Source organism: Clostridium sp. D46t1_190503_E9 (genome assembly GCF_015555225.1).
Lineage (GTDB): Bacteria > Bacillota > Clostridia > Clostridiales > Clostridiaceae > Clostridium.
Map to the genome: position 1 here is coordinate 47,039 of NZ_JADNKB010000005.1, position 16,377 is coordinate 63,415.

The following is a 16,377-nucleotide window of genomic DNA, read 5'->3' on the forward strand; positions in this document are numbered from 1 at the left end:
TTAGTAAGTAAATTAACAACAACTCAATTGTGGTAATATGTCTTACTTGATAAAATAATAGTAACAAAAGCTTTTGATTTACTATTTATAAAGGAGCATATGCTAATATGAAGATAAATGAAATTATAAAAGAAAGAAGAATAGGTCAAGGATTAACTCAGGAGCAAGTTGCTGAAGTTCTTGGGGTATCAACACCTGCAGTTAATAAGTGGGAGAAGGGGATTAGCTATCCTGATATTACTATATGTAAAAATTTCAAATAGTAATGATATAGAGATAGCTAATCAAGCAACTTCTAGGTTAATTAACAAATACTTAGTAAGAGAAGAGTATGATAAGGCTCAATATTGTATTGATAAGCTTCCTAATATTACTTATGATAAAAATCAGCTTCAAGGTAATCTTTATATAAAATCAGGAGAGTATGAAAAAGCATCTGAACTTTTTGAACAAAAATTAATTTCTAAGACAACTGATATCTTTAAGACACTAACATATATGATAGAGATTGCCTTAAAGGAAAATAATAATGAGGATGCTAAATATTTTGCTGAGATTATAGAAAAGACAACAAGTTTATACGATTTTTGGGATTATAATTCTTATTCTGCATATTTTCAGTTATATTCAGTTCAAAAAGATGAAGCTAACTTAATCTCTACTTTAAAGAAAATGATACCTGAACTGAAAAAGCCTTGGGATATATCAAAATCTAGATTATATAAGCATATTAAACCTAAAGAATCTAAAAGTGAAAGTAATGAGGTTTTTCTTTCAATATTTTTAAATGCTCTTAAAAATGATAAGGATAATGAACTGGAATTTTTAAAAGGTAATAAGGAATTTTTGGAGATTATAGATAAGTATAGTAAGTAATTTAATTAGCAATGGTTCTATGTGATATATTCATATCATGAATCTTCTTTAGAGCTTATTAAGCTTGTTTTGTAGAAAGATTTTTGGATTAATCTAGTATTTAATTTTGAATTAAGAATATGTTTTTAAATTATATAGGAAGTTAAAAAAATATAAGAATTAAATTAAGTAAAAAGCGTACTAGTTATTATTAGTTACGCTTTTCTTTTTGTGTGACAAGCATAGGCAGCAACATAGCTCTAAAAGGCCATTAGAGCTATGTGCAAATATAAACACTTAAATGATCGTAAGCAATGAACAAAAAATGGCTGTTAGAAGTAAAATCTAGAGAGGCAAAATTATTTAATTATTGGATATATAGATAGTCCTAATCTTTATATTCAAATTGTTAGAAATTTTTTAGAAATAAGATAGGATAATTTTATATTTATCTATTATTATAAAAAGTAGCAATAAATGTTATAATTTACCTATGAATAAAAATTAATAAACTTTTTTTGTGTAAATTTAACATTAATAATATAAGATAGTACTTTATATAAGAAAGGAAAAACTTTATGGGAAAATATAATGTTTTAGTTGTAGATGATGAAAAAGAAATAACTGATGCAATAGAAATATATTTAAAAAATAAAGATATAAATGTTATTAAAGCTTATGATGGCTTAGACGCACTCAATATAATTAACAATAAAGAGATTCATCTTGTAATTATGGATTTAATGATGCCTAAAATGGATGGAATGAGAGCAACTATGAATATAAGAGAGGATAAAAATATACCGATAATAATTTTATCGGCGAAATCACAAGATACTGATAAAATATTAGGATTAAATATTGGAGCAGATGATTATATAACAAAGCCATTTAATCCATTAGAGCTTATTGCAAGAGTAAAATCTCAACTTAGAAGGTATGTTGATTTGGGTAACTATGTAAAAGAAAGAAATAGCGATATATTAACTTATGGCATTATAAAGTTAGATAAGAATAGAAAATCTATTGAAGTAGATGGAAAAGAAATAAAGATAACTAAAACTGAGTATAAAATATTAGACCTTCTTCTAAGTAATCCAGGAAGAGTTTTTTCTTCGGCAGAAATATATGAGAGAGTTTGGGAAGAGCCATGTTTTAGCACGGATACAGTAATGGTACATATCAGAAGAATAAGAGAAAAAATAGAAATAGATCCTAAAAAACCAAGATATTTAAAGGTAATATGGGGAGTTGGATATAAGTTTGAGAAGTAGAGAATTTACATTAAAAAATAAAAGAAATTTTAAGTATTTAGTTATTTTATTAATAAGTTTGTTTATCTTTTTTATTGTTTATAGAGTTCCTAATAATAAAATAATAATATCAATAATTTTAATATTATTATTATTAAATGCATTAATGCTTGGTAAATTAATAAATAATAATCTAAGGATAGCCATGATTTGGAGAAGAATAGAAGATTGGCTAAATGAATTTGATAAAGGGAATATATCTAGTGATATTAATAATAAAGAAGTCTTTGATATAAAAAACTTAGGAGATTTTTTAAACAATAGGTATTTTGATTTAACAATGAAGATAAATGAAATAGCTAGAGCTTTGAAAAAATCAGTAAATAATATTAAAAAGAATGAAATGGTAAACATAGACCTTGTAAATAACTTAGCAAACAAATTAAACAAGCCATTAGAAGATATATTAGATAATATTAATAAGTTAAAAATTGATTTGAACAATAAGGAGATAGTAGACTTATTAAAGAATAAGTCAAGTAATCTAAATAAGTTAATTGAAGAATTATTCGAAGCATCAAAAGCAGCAACGGGAGATATGCTTTTAGAAGTTAATGAAATAGAAATAATTGAATTTCTAAAACAAGCTATAATTGAATTTGAGGATAAAATACATAATAGCACATTAATATTTAGAAAGAACTTTCCAAGTGAAACTATATATATTTCTTGTAGTAGCGAAAAGTTATGGAGAGTTTTTGATATATTACTTGAAAATGCTATAAAACATTCTCTAGAAAATAGTAGAGTATATATAGATGTAAATTGTAAAAATGATAAGGTCTATATATGTATAAAAAATACTTCAAAAAAAGAGCTAAATATAGAACCAAAAGATTTAATATATATAATAAATAGTAATAATGAAGAGGATGTATCTGGGTTAGGTATAGAAATTGCTAAAAACTTAATCTTATTACAAAAGGGTGATTTTAATATTAGTATAGATGGTGATTTGTTTAAAGTAGAAATAGCTTTTTGTATTAATTCTATTCAGGAAGCACCTTTAGAAAAGAGAGTGACTCAATGTTGTTAGAGAAAGTTTTATGGAGTAAGGACTATAAAATTAGATGGATTAAGGACGAGGAAATAATAAAATTAAAAGAGATAACTGAGAAGGTATTTATAGAAACCTTTATTGGCAAGATATTAGTTATTATAAATTATTTTGTTGTAAGAAAGTTAGTTAATACTACAGGTGAAGAATTTTTACCTAATTATAATACAGAAGGACCAAAATATATTGTTTTATTAACATGGATAGTTTTTTCTGTAATAGTTGCAATATCATTGCTGCAAATAATATTGAAAAGTAAAATATATAAAAATCAAGACATTGAAGGTTATGAAAGAAGTTTTTATAGAGGAAAGCTTTTTGATAAATTTATAAAACTAACAATATCAATAATATTTTATATAACTCTATATCAGATAATATTTCAGCTAACTATGAAAGAAGTAGATATAAAGTCAACAATACTATGGTGGATAATAGTATTAAATATTCTAGTATTATTTTATTTTGGAATAAGTATATTAAAAAATTACTTAATAGTAGAAAATCTGAATTTAACTTTAGATGAAGTAATTAAAAGTTTAGAAAATGGAAACTTTGATAAGGTATATCATTCCTTTAAAGTAAATCAAGACAATTATGGGTTACTTAATAGTATAGAATTTAATATAATGAATAGGGCTATAGATGAGCTTGTTACTATTTCAAAATATGTTGAAAATAATAAGGCAGTATCAAATATTGAAAAAGTTGAATTAATAACTAATGTGTCTCATGATTTGAGAACACCATTAACTTCTATAATAAATTATGTTGATTTTTTAAGTAAGAGAAAGTTAACTGAGGATGATAAGAAGGAGTATATAGACATATTAGAAAGAAAGGCTAAAAGGATCAAAATTTTAATTAATGATCTTAAAGAGTCTGTAATTGCTAATTCTAATAATATTGTTTTAGATATTAGAGAAATTGATCTTAGAGAAGTTTTAAATCATGCACTATTTGAATTAGAAGATAAGATAAAAGAAGCTAAGCTTAAATTTAATATAAAGATATTTTTAAATGATAAAGAAGTAGAGGAAAATAAATATATAAAAATTATTGTTTATGCAGATTATGATAAGACTCTTAGAATATATCAAAATGTTATATCAAATATAATTAAATATTCAGCAAAAGAGTCTGAAGTATTTATAGTATTTGAATATCATGATAACAAAATTGATAAGATTAATAATACAATATTTATTAATGAGTATGTTGAGAAAATAGAACTTAATGAAAAGGAGCTTATTCAAAGATTTAAAAGGGGAGATGCTTCTAGAAGTACGGAGGGGTCAGGGCTGGGGTTAGATATAGCTAGAAGCTTAACAGAAGCTCAAAATGGAAAGTTTAAAATAGAGATAAGAGATAATAAATTTATTGTAAATGTATCGATATAGAGAGTTTTTCATAAAACTGAAAAATAGCTAAGCAAAGAAACTTAGCTATTTTTTATAAATTAAACTTCAAATACCCATCCTTCAGGTCCTTCAATATCTCCAAATTGAATTCCACAAAGAATTCTATAAAGCTCTTTTGTAATAGGCCCAACATCAGTTTCACTATGGAATACATGAAGTTTATCTTTGTATTCTATTCCACCTATTGGAGTTATAACAGCAGCGGTACCACAAGCACCAGCTTCTTTAAATTCATCAATATTATCGATATAAACATCTCTTTCAAATACAGGCATTTTTAAATACTCTCTAGCTATATCCATAAGGGAATATTTAGTTATGCTTGGAAGGATTGATGGTGATTTTGGAGTAATAAATTCATTGTTTTTTGTTATTCCAAAGAAATTAGCAGCACCAACTTCTTCAATTTTTGTGTGAGTTGCAGGGTCTAAATAAATACAATCTGCAAAGCCTCTATCAGCAGCTATTTTATGAGGATGTAATGAAGCAGCATAGTTTCCACCAACTTTTTGTCCGCCAGTTCCATAAGGAGCAGCTCTATCGTAATCTGCTATCATAAAGTTACATGGTGTTAAGCCTTCCTTAAAGTAAGGACCTACAGGTACTGCAAATACGCAGAAAATATATTCAGGAGCAGGCTTAACCCCTATATTATCTCCAATGCCTATCATAAATGGTCTTAAATATAATGTAGCGCCAGTACCATATGGTGGAACATAATGCTCATTAGCTTTAACTACTTGCTTACAAGCATCTATGAACTTTTCAACTGGTATTTCAGGCATAAGTAATTTAGAAGTACTTTCATTCATTCTATATGCATTTCTATCGACTCTAAATAATTGAATTTTACCATCTTTTCTTCTGTAAGCTTTTAGGCCTTCGAAGCACTGTTGCCCATAATGAAGAGCTGTAGATGCCTCACTTATGTTTAACATATTATCTTCTGTTAATTTACCTTCGTCCCATTTTCCATCTTTCCAAACTGATACATATCTATAATCAGTTTTAATATAGTTAAAGCCAAGATTGCTCCAATCGATATTAACATCTTTACTCATATCTATTACCTCCCTCATGGTTTCTATATTATTCTAATTGTACCATTACTTAAGAAATTAATAAATGTCTATTAATTATAAAATATATTAAAAGGATTACATATTGAAATTGTAGGAAAAAAAAGGTATATTTAGATTGTAGGATATCTAAAACTTTATGGAGATGCTGAAATTTGTTTTAGATATCCTATGTAAATTTGATAAGCTCATATTTATTATTAGTTTTTAAAAAAATTATATACAAAATAGTAAGAAAGGACGTGTAGTAAAATGCAAAAAGAAATTATTTCAACTAGTAAGGCACCTTCAGCTATTGGACCTTACTCACAAGGTATTAAAATAGGGGAGATGGTATTTACATCAGGACAAATTCCAGTTAATCCAGTAACAGGTGAAGTTGTAACGGAAATAAAAGCTGCAACTAAACAATCTTTAGAAAATGTAAAGGCAGTTTTAGAGGAAGCTGGAAGTAGCTTAGAAAAAGTAGTTAAGGTTGTAGTTTTCATAAAAGATATGAATGACTTTGGACAAGTAAATGAAGTTTATGCAGAGTATTTTAAAGAGAATCCTCCTGCTAGAAGTTGTGTTGAAGTAGCAAGATTACCAAAAGATTGTGTAATAGAAATAGAAGCAGTAGCAACTGTATAATAAATTGTAAACATAAAGGCTGCGATAACTAGATATGTTCCATAAGCTAAATAGCTTAGCAAAGAAGTACTAGGCTTGTAAGAACTACTAGACCAAGAGTTTGGGTTAAACTCGCTACGCTCAAACAAACCAACAACACTAAGGCCTAGTAGTTCTTCCCACGCCAAGTACTTCTAATTGCTCGCTATATGCTTATTCCACATATTCTATTTATCTTCGCCAACTTATATTTATCATTTATAATAATGGTAAAAGGGAAAAAGTAAAAGATTTGAGGCAAAAATCTTTTAGGTATTTTGAATATAAGGTGCTTTGAACTAATTTAAATTTAGTTTTGCAGAGCAAAACATCTTTAATTTTTAACTATTAACTCTTCACTCTATTTCAGTGAGATTGTTCCAATAGCGTTTTGGCATCATTCTTTTTTGTAATTTTGGATTGATTCGTTCATTTATTGTAGTGGATTTAAAGTAGCTTTTCCAAAGATCTTGAAAATTATCATTATAGTTTTTAAGATTATTATAAATTTCTATATCCATTTCTTTTATTTCCCAGGAAGTTTTATCATAAACTGAAGCAATATTTCTTTTTATGTCGTGTATTATCCAATATTCATTACTAAATCGTTCTTGAAAGTGTGGAGAAATAATTTCTAAAATGTTGCTATCAGGTTCAATTGAAGAATATAAAAATTTATTTTTTACAGAAATAAAGCGTACAAATCCAGTAAATCTATGACCTTCTAAAGTGACTCGTCTATCAATTAAATCTAGTTCTCTTACTTCATCAAAATGTAAGTACTTATGAATATCACTTCCAATTTTAAATGCAATTTTCAAATATTTAAAACATAAAAGTCCTTTGTTTTTATAATTAGATAAATATAATTTATAAATTTTATTTAATGCCAAATGATCAATCTTTGATACAATAGCATTTTTTACTTTAGAATATTTATTTAAGTTTGTATTTATGTATTTAACTTCTGAAAGGAGATCTATTTCTATTTCATATTTTGTACAAATTGATGCTATTTGAGTTTTACAATAAAAGCTATCATAAATTGCAGTTAAAAATCCTTCAAAAGAATCTTCATATACTATTTTCAACAAAAAAACCACCACCCTTAAAATTCTCCAGTTATAGAAGTTACTTTATCTGTAGGTATAATTATTTTCTTTGGTTCAGGCAATAAAATTCCACTTGAACTTTTAGGATAAATATTATCAAAGAAATTAAGTTGTTCTGCATTTTCATTTTCTAATTTAGGTTTATCCATATAAAGCAACCTAGTTCTTATTTTTTCTTCATCAAAAGAAACATCTCCATAGTACTTACCTTTGCAAGTAATAAAATACTTTGCTCTTTTTAGAACTATTCCAAGCTTTTTTAAATCCTCGAATGTTAAGGAATGAACTTTTCTTGTAATTAATATCCTTCTTGCAGAACGAACTCCTATTCCTGGTATTCTAAGAAGGGTGTCATAGGAAGCTTTATTTATTTCTACAGGAAAATTATCTATATTAGATAATGCCCAAGAAGTTTTAGGATCAAAATTTAAGTCAAAGTTATCATTTTCATCTTTTAAAAGTTCTTTAGCTTTAAAACCATAAAATCTTAATAGCCAATCTGCTTGATATAATCTATGTTCTCTAACTAATGGGGGATGGATAATATCAGGAAGTAATTTATCATTTTTTATTACTGGAACATAAGCAGAATAATAAACTCTTTTTAAGTTAAAACGATTATACAAATTCTCAGATAAGTTTAATATCTTATAATCACTTTCAGGGGTTGCTCCAACTATAAGTTGAGTGCTTTGACCACCTGGAACAAAAAGTGGTGTTGATTTTATATTTTTAGTTAAATCTTTATTTTCTAAAATAGAATTTTTTATAGTAGTCATAGGAGATAATATATTTTCTTTGCTTTTTTGTGGAGCAAGTAGTTTTAAACTAGATGCCGAAGGAAGTTCTATATTAACACTCATTCTATCCACATATTTTCCAGCTTCTTTTATTAAGGCTTCATCAGCACCAGGAATAGCTTTTAAATGAATATAGCCATTAAACTTTTCTTCAACTCTTAATTTCTTTACAACACTTAATAATAATTCCATTGTGTAATTTGGTGTTTTAAAAATTGCTGAGCTTAAGAATAATCCTTCAATATAATTTCTTTTATAAAAGTTAATTGTAAGGGATACAACTTCATCAGGAGTAAACATAGCTCTAGGAACATCCTTTGTAGATGCATTTACACAATACTTGCAATTATATATACAGTAATTTGTTAAAAGTATTTTTAAAAGAGAAATACATCTGCCATCAGGAGCAAAGCTATGACAAATCCCACTACTTTCAGCATTTCCTATCCCATTATTTAAGTTTTTTCTTTTTGAACCAGAAGAAGAACAAGATACGTCATATTTTGCAGCTGCTGAAAGAATATTAAGTTTTTCATCTATATTCATAAATATCACCCTTCTTAAAAAAGTATTTTTAATAATTATATCGAACAAATGTTCTTATTTCAATATATAATAAAAATTTCATTTATTATGAATAAGCAAAGCTAAAGTGGGATAATATAGAAAATGATGAATTCAACGGAGGGATAAATATGTTTACTATTATGGCAATAAAAATAGAACCTAGGGTATCTATTGCACCAACAGTTCAAGAAGTGTTAACAAAATATGGATGTATTATCCAAACTAGATTAGGTTTACATGAAGCAAGTAAAACTTCTTGCGCAAATTCAGGACTTGTAATTTTAAATTTAATTCATGATGAAAAAGAAGAAATAAATAATTTAAAAGAAGAATTAAATGGAATACAGGGTGTAACAGCAAAATTAATTGAAATATAATTCTGCTAAAGTATTAGCTACTTATAAGTAGTTAATACTTTTTTGCTTAAATATTGAAATAAAAGTATTATTATTGTATCAATACTAATATTATAATAATATAAACAATACTTGGATATTTTTAACTTGCAATTAATAAAATTACCTTTATAATTATTATTGCAAAATAATAACTATTACATAATGGAAGGATGAAATTAAATGAAAAAATCTATAAAAATTTCTGCATTAATATGCAGTATGATTTTTATTTTTGCTTTATTTACTGGATGTAAAAAAAGTGATAAAAAGACTATAAACGTATTAAATTATGGTGAAAATATAGCGGAAGGAATAATAGAAGAATTTGAAGAAAAGTATAATGTAAAAGTTAATTACAAGACTTTTGATGACATGGAAACTATGTATATAGAAGTATCTTCAGGAAAAACAAAGTGGGATGCTGTTTTAGTAGCAGATTATATGGCAGATAGAATGATACAAGAAGGATTACTTCAAAAAATTGATAAAGATAAGATTCCAAATTTAAAAGAAATGAATGAAAGTGATATGGGACAGCCTTATGATCCTAATAATGATTATACAGTGCCTTATATGAATGGAACAATTGGAATAATATATAACAAAGATTTAGTTAATGAAACAGTTGATAGCTGGGATATAATGTGGAATGAAAAATATAAAAAGCAAATATTTGTTTTAGATGCTCAAAGAGATGCTATAGGAATGGCTCTTAAAAAGCTTGGTTATTCATTAAATACAACAAATGAAAAAGAACTTGAAGAAGCTAAGAATTTATTAATAGAACAAAAGCCATTAGTGTTAAAATATGGCGCTGATGAAGTTAAAGATTTAATGACTTCAGGAGAAGCTTCAATTGCGATGATATGGTCAGGGGAAGGATTAACTTTAGCTGATGAAAATGAGAACTTAGAATATGTAATACCTAAGGAAGGAGCAAATTACTGGTTGGATTCATGGGCAATTCCAGCAAATGCAAATGATAAGGAAACTGCAGAAGAATTCATAAACTTTGTAAGTGGCAAGGAGAATGCATATAAAATAGCAGAAGAAATAGGATACACTACTCCAAATAAATTAGCTATGGAAGAGCAACCAGAAGAAGTTAAAAACAATGAAGGTGCATATATGACTAAAGAAGTTATGGAAAGATGCGAAGTTTATAAATATTTACCACAAGAAAAGTTAAGACTATATGAAGATGTTTGGAATGCAGTTAAAGCTGCAAAGTAAGTAGATTTTACGGATTTAATAAATCAAATTTAATTAAAGCAATAGAAATGTAATGTTAAAAAAGTGTTCTTAAAAAAATATTAATATTGTATTAAGTCAATAGAATAAAGTTTATAGTAATAGTATAATATTAGTAACATCTATTAAAGTTGTAGGAGTTGAGTATATTATGGATAAGATTATAGATTTTAATGAGCTAAAAAATAAAGTTAATGATAAAGATATAGATAAATTTGAATCGTATATATATTCCTTATATTATGATATGTCTTCTGGAAAATTAAACATGGCAGACTTCACAAAAAAGATGATGGAGTATATGGAGGAAAATAACATATCACAAGATAAGTTTTTGAAAATGCAAACTAAGTTAATGGAGAGATATGGATTTGATGCTTCTGCTATAGAAGAGCAAATAAAATCACTAGGACTTAACAATGTTATACCAGGCTCAGGAGATATTGAAAAAGTAAGAAAAACAATGAGTTTTCAAGAAAAATATAAGGACAGGATTAAAGTAACAACTGTTAATAATTATTTTATAAAAAATGATAAAAATAATATAGGAATATTAACAGAAGGAGAAAATGTTATTTTAAAAAGTTTTGGTAAAATTGATTTAACCGATTTAGAATTAAATGATTTTTTATGCTCTTATAAGAAAGTTATTGATGATAATACATTAAAAATATCTATTTGCGAAGACGTAAAAGAATATGAATACTAAAATTGTTTTAAAAAATCTATTTATTTTGTAGAATTATAGTTTATAATAAATAAGGTGTGATTATAATCATACCTTATTTTTGTGTAATATATTAATTGAAAATGAAGAAGTAAAAATTTAAATTTAAAAATAGACTTAATAACCAGGAGGATAATTAATGAGCGTTTTAACAGTTAAAGATATGAGTCATGGCTTTGGAGATAGAGCTATTTTTGAAGATGTATCCTTTAGATTATTAAAGGGGGAGCACGTTGGTTTAATTGGAGCTAATGGTGAAGGAAAATCAACATTTATGAATATAGTTACAGATAAACTTATGCCTGATGAAGGAAAGGTTATTTGGTCAAATAATGTTAGAGTTGGATATATGGATCAACATGCAGCTTTAGTAAAAGGACAAAGTATAAGAGATGCACTAAGAGATGCATTTAAGTACTTATTTGATTTAGAAACAGAAATGAATTCTCTTTATGAAAAAATGGGAGATTGTACTCCAGAAGAACTAGAAAAGATGCTTGAAAGAACAGCAGTAATTCAAGATTTACTAGATCATAATGGATTTTACATAATCGATGCAAAGGTAGAGGAAGTAGCAAAGGGACTTGGACTTTTAGATTTAGGTTTAGACAAAGATGTTGATGATTTATCAGGTGGACAAAGAACAAAAATCTTACTTGGAAAGTTATTACTTCAAAATCCAGATATATTACTTCTAGATGAGCCTACTAACTACTTAGATGAAGAGCATATAGAGTGGTTAAAGAGATATTTAAATAATTATGAAAATGCATTTATATTAATTTCTCATGATATACCATTTTTAAATTCAGTGGTTAACTTAATTTATCATGTTGAAGAAAGAAAATTAACAAGATATGTTGGAGACTATTATGAGTTTAAGAGACTATATGATGAAAATAAAAAGAGATTAGAAGCAGCATATGAAAAACAACAAAAAGAAATAGCTAGACTAGAAGACTTCGTTGCTAGAAATAAAGCAAATGTCGCTACTGCTAATATGGCTAAATCAAGACAAAAGAAGCTTGATAAAATGGAAGTAATAGAACTTTCAAAAGAAAAACCAAAACCAGAATTCAACTTTAAAATAGCAAGAACAGCTGGGAAAACAATATTTGAAACTGAAGATTTAGTTATAGGATATGATTCACCACTTACAAAGCCATTAAATCTTTATATGGAAAGAGGACAAAAAATAGCTTTAGTTGGAGCAAATGGACTTGGTAAATCAACATTACTTAAAAGCTTATTAGGAATACAACAGCCACTATCAGGAAAAGTTCATAGAGGAGACTACCAACATATAGGTTATTTTGAACAAGAAGATAGAAGTGGAAATACAAACACATGTATAGAAGAAGTGTGGCAAGAGTTTCCAAGCAAAACACAATACGAAATAAGAGCGGCCCTTGCTAAATGTGGTTTAACAACAAAGCAATTAGAATCAAAAATAATGGTTTTATCAGGTGGAGAAGCTGCAAAGGTTAGATTATGTAAAATATTAAATACAGAAACTAATATACTAATCCTAGATGAGCCTACAAATCACTTAGATGTAGATGCAAAAGATGAATTAAAGAGGGCATTAAAAGAATACAAAGGATCAATTTTACTTGTATCACACGAACCAGAGTTTTATAGAGATGTTGTGACAGAAATATGGAACTGTGAAGAATGGACAACTTTAGCTGGAGTTTCCACAACAAGATAATAAAAAGACTTAAATCAGTAATAATACTGGTTTAAGTCTTTTTTTATATAAGTTTTAAATATTTATATTTTTCAGCTCCACAATTTTGGGGTATCTAAATAAACTTAGAAAATAAGCCACTTTACAAGAAATCAAGTATAGAAACATGGTTTCACCTCCACAAATTTTGGGGAGCATAATAAGAATATTACTATTAATAATAAGAATATTACTATTTAATAGTGCTTAAGGCACACTTTTTGACAATGAAACATAATACTTATTTCTTTGCTTATCTATACAAATAACACTAAGTGATGTATAATGATATTAAGGTGATTCACTAAGGAGGCTTGGTTATGGCAATAACAAACAGAAAAAGATTAAGTACATCTTTAAGCTATGAGCACTTTGAATTTTTAGCTCAAGTATGTGATAGGAACAAACAAAAGCAAAGTGTAATTATTGAAATGGGATTAGAGCTACTAAAAAGAGAAATGGAAAATAAGAATTTATATGAGATAATGCAAGAACTAGAAGTTGGTAAGAAATAAAAATCTTATCAGCTTTTATTTTTTTTGCTTTACAGTAACGTCACTTTGTGTTATTATAAAACCATAAACAAAGTAACGTATAGTAATGCTACTAGGAGAGGGGGTTAACACAATGGCTATCAAAGGATTCACAAAAGCGGAAAACTCTATACTATTCACTTCTAACTTAAGCAATAATGCTAAATTAGTTTACATTCAAATAAAATACTACTCTAGCATTGGTGGATTCAAACTTTCTAAAACAACAATTCTTAAAGATAGTCAGTTAAGTGTTAACACTTTTGATAAGGTGATAAAGGAATTAAGACAAGCTGGATTAGTATTTCAATATACTGAGAAGCAAGGAAAGAAAAATATTTATTGGTATTCAACTAATGAGTTAAAAACTGGTGTAGATGGTAACGGAAACAAAGTTATAGATAATCAAATAGATATAACTGAAGTTACTGGAGAAGCTGAGAAGGTTAAAGCAGTAAAGCAAAGTAGACAAACTAAAATTGACAATCACGAAAATGTAAGATTGGTTAGAAGTGCCCAAGGTGCTAACATTGATAATTCAAAATTTGATAAGGATATATTAACTTTTGCTGATGTTGACTTAGTTAGAAATGCAGTTAAGGAATTTAAGAAAAAAGCTAAGTATAATAAAAATGAAAAATTCTTAAGTGCTAAAACAATTAGAAATATTCTTATACAAGAGTATTACAATAACAAAATGGATTTTAATCCAATAATGTTAAAGAAGATAAATGCAGTTAGGAAGCTAGATGGGGAAATGGATATAAAGCAATATAGTGATATAGCTGATGAAATAGAGTTAAGAGAAGCATTAAAAGAATTAGAATCTGGTATATATCCAGTTGTAGCTTAACAAGAAATATCAAGGAGAAGAATTATATCAGTATCTACAATATACAAAAGCACCTACAAGCTCCATTTTAAGTAGTTGGTTAAATGATGGAAAGAAGAAGGTAGAAGCATATCAGAGATAAACAAGACCTATGTAAGTATATTATGGAATGATATTTATAATGGTGTGGTTAGATTATCAAATCCAAGTAATACAATGGTAGTATTTTGTGGTGGGGGCAGTAACTTATTACTTGAAAGTTTTACTGATGCAATTCTAAAAGAATATAACATAAAAATATTAACACCATTAGAAAATACTTATAGAGACCTCATAGGGGTAATTTTATTAAGTGGTAATGATACAATAGAAACAACTAAGATAGTACCAGTGGAAGATGCTACAGCAGTAAAGTCCAATTATGAAAGATTTGTAGAGCTTAATGAGAATGGATTTGAAATTAAAGAAATCTTAACTATAACTGGATTAGCATTACAAACATTGAGGAACTATCAGGTCAAATATAATAAAGAGATTCAGGCAGTATAAGGAGGGTATTATGAGAATTAAAAAAGTATTAGCAATAACTGGAACGGTTGTTGGAGTGGGGATTGTTGGAGCTGGATTGTTTTTGTTTGGTAAAGGTGATTCAAAGGATGATGTTAAGTGGCTTAAATCATTATCTTTAGAACAACTTAATAAGATTAGAGAAAAAGTTAGAATTGCTTTTTGTGAAGCTGGGAAAGACTATAAATTAGCTTCTAAGCTACAAAGCTTATTGTCATTAATAGACAAAATAATATATGATAAAACTCCAAGTAGTGGTTTACCACTACCAAAGAGAGAGCATGGTTGGTATTTATCCAATGATTAAAAGTATGAAACTTATTAATAAATAGATGAATTTTGAATAGAAAACTAAGTGAAGAACAATAAGAGAAGTTAATTGTAAGAAATGAGCTGGACTAATCCAGTTCTTTTTTGTGTAAATGAAAGATGAATTTTATTTAATATAAAACTTATGGTAAAATATAACTTAACATAAAGTATATAAGTAGGAGATTGATATGAGATTATTTATTATTGGAAATGGATTTGATATAGCACATAATTTGAATACTTCATATGGTGATTTTAGAGATTATCTAGAGAAAGAAAACTGGGAGTTTTTAAGTAGTCTAGAAGCTATGTATGGAATAGCTATAGGAGATTGGATAGACCATATAGATGAAGAATTATGGAAGAAACAAATTAAGAATTATTTATGGAGAGATTTTGAATCAAACCTTTCAAAAATAGATGAAGTAATTATCTATAATGGAGAAGATATAGATTTAGGATTAGAAGGTGGAGATATAGGTATTGAAGATACCTTGGATGAATATTGGAAAGAGCAATATGGTTTTATTACAAAGTTAAATGAATATGTTATGTCTTGGATTAAAGGAGTGGACATACATTCAGATAGACGAACAAGCATTATAGGACAAGAAGATAATGATAAATTCCTAACATTTAATTATACGTTAGTTCTAGAGGAGATTTACAATATTGATGAGAATGATATTGTACATATACATGGTTCAATAGATGAAAATGATATTTCGCCAGTAATTGGACATGGTGATAGAGAAAAGATTGATGAAATGACTGAAATCTCTCAAGAAGCAAGTGAAGAATATAATGAAAAAAGAAGCAGTATTTATAATGCAGTTGCAAGATATTATAGAGATACATTGAAAGATGTGCCACAATTTTTGCGTGAAAACGAGCATTTCTTTAGAAGTTTAAATGAGGTTAATGATATATATATAGTGGGGCATTCTCTAGGAGACGTTGATATACCATACTTTAAAGAGATAAGGAATAGTGTTAATGCCGATACAATGTGGAATGTTTATTATTATAACGAAGACGATGAAGTAGGGTATAAGGAAAAAATTTTATCTATAGGAGTAGATGAACACAATATTAGAATGTTAAAATCAGAAGAATTTTTTAATCTATAGAATGTTTAAAGTTAATAAAAGTATGATTTAATGTAATGAAATTAGT

Annotated in this window: 17 protein-coding genes; 14 read left to right on the forward strand and 3 right to left on the reverse strand. The window is 27.1% G+C overall.

Annotated elements, in window-relative coordinates:
- Nucleotides 1-107 precede the first annotated feature (107 nt).
- From I2E83_RS18005 to I2E83_RS06995, 4 genes are all read left to right on the forward strand, one after another.
- Nucleotides 108-263, forward strand: a complete 156-nt coding sequence (locus I2E83_RS18005) for a helix-turn-helix transcriptional regulator (protein ID WP_243242175.1) — start codon at nucleotides 108-110, stop codon at nucleotides 261-263.
- A 1,170-nt stretch (nucleotides 264-1,433) separates the two neighbouring features.
- The gene (locus I2E83_RS06985) at nucleotides 1,434-2,129 is read left to right on the forward strand and encodes a response regulator transcription factor (protein WP_195429243.1); all 696 of its coding nucleotides are present in this window, start codon (nucleotides 1,434-1,436) and stop codon (nucleotides 2,127-2,129) included.
- On the forward strand, nucleotides 2,119-3,204 hold the full coding sequence (locus tag I2E83_RS06990; protein ID WP_195429245.1) for a sensor histidine kinase: 1,086 nt from the start codon (nucleotides 2,119-2,121) through the stop codon (nucleotides 3,202-3,204). The genes I2E83_RS06985 and I2E83_RS06990 overlap by 11 nt, the downstream gene beginning before the upstream one ends.
- Complete coding sequence (locus tag I2E83_RS06995) at nucleotides 3,195-4,625, forward strand: HAMP domain-containing sensor histidine kinase (RefSeq protein ID WP_195265383.1); 1,431 nt, start codon at nucleotides 3,195-3,197, stop codon at nucleotides 4,623-4,625. The genes I2E83_RS06990 and I2E83_RS06995 overlap by 10 nt, the downstream gene beginning before the upstream one ends.
- A gap of 59 nt (nucleotides 4,626-4,684) precedes the next feature.
- Here the strand turns inward: I2E83_RS06995 and I2E83_RS07000 are convergent, their stop codons facing one another.
- Nucleotides 4,685-5,707 carry a branched-chain amino acid aminotransferase gene (locus I2E83_RS07000; RefSeq protein ID WP_195429248.1) on the reverse strand — a complete coding sequence of 341 codons (1,023 nt, stop codon included), beginning with the start codon at nucleotides 5,705-5,707 and terminating at the stop codon, nucleotides 4,685-4,687.
- Nucleotides 5,708-5,977: 270 nt separating this feature from the next.
- Between I2E83_RS07000 and I2E83_RS07005 the strand changes: the two genes are divergently transcribed.
- Nucleotides 5,978-6,355 (forward strand): RidA family protein, encoded by a 378-nt coding sequence (locus I2E83_RS07005; RefSeq protein ID WP_195265385.1) that lies wholly within the window; start codon nucleotides 5,978-5,980, stop codon nucleotides 6,353-6,355.
- A 374-nt stretch (nucleotides 6,356-6,729) separates the two neighbouring features.
- Here I2E83_RS07005 and I2E83_RS07010 read toward each other — a convergent pair whose 3' ends face one another.
- Both I2E83_RS07010 and I2E83_RS07015 read right to left on the reverse strand, forming a co-directional pair.
- Nucleotides 6,730-7,467 carry a TIGR03915 family putative DNA repair protein gene (locus I2E83_RS07010; RefSeq protein WP_195429249.1) on the reverse strand — a complete coding sequence of 246 codons (738 nt, stop codon included), beginning with the start codon at nucleotides 7,465-7,467 and terminating at the stop codon, nucleotides 6,730-6,732.
- A 14-nt stretch (nucleotides 7,468-7,481) separates the two neighbouring features.
- Complete coding sequence (locus tag I2E83_RS07015) at nucleotides 7,482-8,831, reverse strand: putative DNA modification/repair radical SAM protein (RefSeq protein ID WP_195429251.1); 1,350 nt, start codon at nucleotides 8,829-8,831, stop codon at nucleotides 7,482-7,484.
- A 149-nt stretch (nucleotides 8,832-8,980) separates the two neighbouring features.
- Here I2E83_RS07015 and I2E83_RS07020 point away from each other — a divergent pair, with 149 nt between their 5' ends.
- From I2E83_RS07020 to I2E83_RS07060, 9 genes are all read left to right on the forward strand, one after another.
- Entirely contained in the window at nucleotides 8,981-9,229 is a 249-nt protein-coding gene (locus I2E83_RS07020; RefSeq protein ID WP_195265388.1) for a hypothetical protein, read from the forward strand.
- A gap of 201 nt (nucleotides 9,230-9,430) precedes the next feature.
- The gene (locus I2E83_RS07025) at nucleotides 9,431-10,483 is read left to right on the forward strand and encodes a spermidine/putrescine ABC transporter substrate-binding protein (RefSeq protein ID WP_195429253.1); all 1,053 of its coding nucleotides are present in this window, start codon (nucleotides 9,431-9,433) and stop codon (nucleotides 10,481-10,483) included.
- 166 nt (nucleotides 10,484-10,649) lie between these two features.
- The gene (locus I2E83_RS07030; RefSeq protein ID WP_195429364.1) at nucleotides 10,650-11,210 is read left to right on the forward strand and encodes a DUF3867 domain-containing protein; all 561 of its coding nucleotides are present in this window, start codon (nucleotides 10,650-10,652) and stop codon (nucleotides 11,208-11,210) included.
- Between the two features lie 157 nt (nucleotides 11,211-11,367).
- A complete protein-coding gene (locus tag I2E83_RS07035) occupies nucleotides 11,368-12,939 on the forward strand; it encodes an ABC-F family ATP-binding cassette domain-containing protein (protein ID WP_195429256.1) in 1,572 nt (523 codons plus the stop codon).
- Between the two features lie 338 nt (nucleotides 12,940-13,277).
- Nucleotides 13,278-13,472 (forward strand): hypothetical protein, encoded by a 195-nt coding sequence (locus I2E83_RS07040; protein ID WP_195429257.1) that lies wholly within the window; start codon nucleotides 13,278-13,280, stop codon nucleotides 13,470-13,472.
- 112 nt (nucleotides 13,473-13,584) lie between these two features.
- Entirely contained in the window at nucleotides 13,585-14,343 is a 759-nt protein-coding gene (locus I2E83_RS07045) for a helix-turn-helix domain-containing protein (RefSeq protein WP_195429259.1), read from the forward strand.
- A 165-nt stretch (nucleotides 14,344-14,508) separates the two neighbouring features.
- Complete coding sequence (locus tag I2E83_RS07050; RefSeq protein WP_195429261.1) at nucleotides 14,509-14,871, forward strand: hypothetical protein; 363 nt, start codon at nucleotides 14,509-14,511, stop codon at nucleotides 14,869-14,871.
- Between the two features lie 10 nt (nucleotides 14,872-14,881).
- On the forward strand, nucleotides 14,882-15,196 hold the full coding sequence (locus I2E83_RS07055; RefSeq protein WP_195429263.1) for a hypothetical protein: 315 nt from the start codon (nucleotides 14,882-14,884) through the stop codon (nucleotides 15,194-15,196).
- Nucleotides 15,197-15,389: 193 nt separating this feature from the next.
- Complete coding sequence (locus I2E83_RS07060; protein ID WP_195429265.1) at nucleotides 15,390-16,331, forward strand: bacteriophage abortive infection AbiH family protein; 942 nt, start codon at nucleotides 15,390-15,392, stop codon at nucleotides 16,329-16,331.
- The last annotated feature ends 46 nt before the right edge of the window (nucleotides 16,332-16,377 follow it).

Coding starts and splice junctions, on each gene's coding strand:
- I2E83_RS07005 (WP_195265385.1), top strand. CDS start 5,978: ATGCAAAAAGAAATTATTTCAACTAGTAAGGCACCTTCAGCTATTGGA.
- I2E83_RS07015 (WP_195429251.1), bottom strand. CDS start 8,831: ATGAATATAGATGAAAAACTTAATATTCTTTCAGCAGCTGCAAAATAT.
- I2E83_RS07025 (WP_195429253.1), top strand. CDS start 9,431: ATGAAAAAATCTATAAAAATTTCTGCATTAATATGCAGTATGATTTTT.
- I2E83_RS06995 (WP_195265383.1), top strand. CDS start 3,195: ATGTTGTTAGAGAAAGTTTTATGGAGTAAGGACTATAAAATTAGATGG.
- I2E83_RS18005 (WP_243242175.1), top strand. CDS start 108: ATGAAGATAAATGAAATTATAAAAGAAAGAAGAATAGGTCAAGGATTA.
- I2E83_RS07055 (WP_195429263.1), top strand. CDS start 14,882: ATGAGAATTAAAAAAGTATTAGCAATAACTGGAACGGTTGTTGGAGTG.
- I2E83_RS07000 (WP_195429248.1), bottom strand. CDS start 5,707: ATGAGTAAAGATGTTAATATCGATTGGAGCAATCTTGGCTTTAACTAT.
- I2E83_RS07040 (WP_195429257.1), top strand. CDS start 13,278: ATGGCAATAACAAACAGAAAAAGATTAAGTACATCTTTAAGCTATGAG.
- I2E83_RS07045 (WP_195429259.1), top strand. CDS start 13,585: ATGGCTATCAAAGGATTCACAAAAGCGGAAAACTCTATACTATTCACT.
- I2E83_RS07035 (WP_195429256.1), top strand. CDS start 11,368: ATGAGCGTTTTAACAGTTAAAGATATGAGTCATGGCTTTGGAGATAGA.
- I2E83_RS06985 (WP_195429243.1), top strand. CDS start 1,434: ATGGGAAAATATAATGTTTTAGTTGTAGATGATGAAAAAGAAATAACT.
- I2E83_RS07060 (WP_195429265.1), top strand. CDS start 15,390: ATGAGATTATTTATTATTGGAAATGGATTTGATATAGCACATAATTTG.
- I2E83_RS07020 (WP_195265388.1), top strand. CDS start 8,981: ATGTTTACTATTATGGCAATAAAAATAGAACCTAGGGTATCTATTGCA.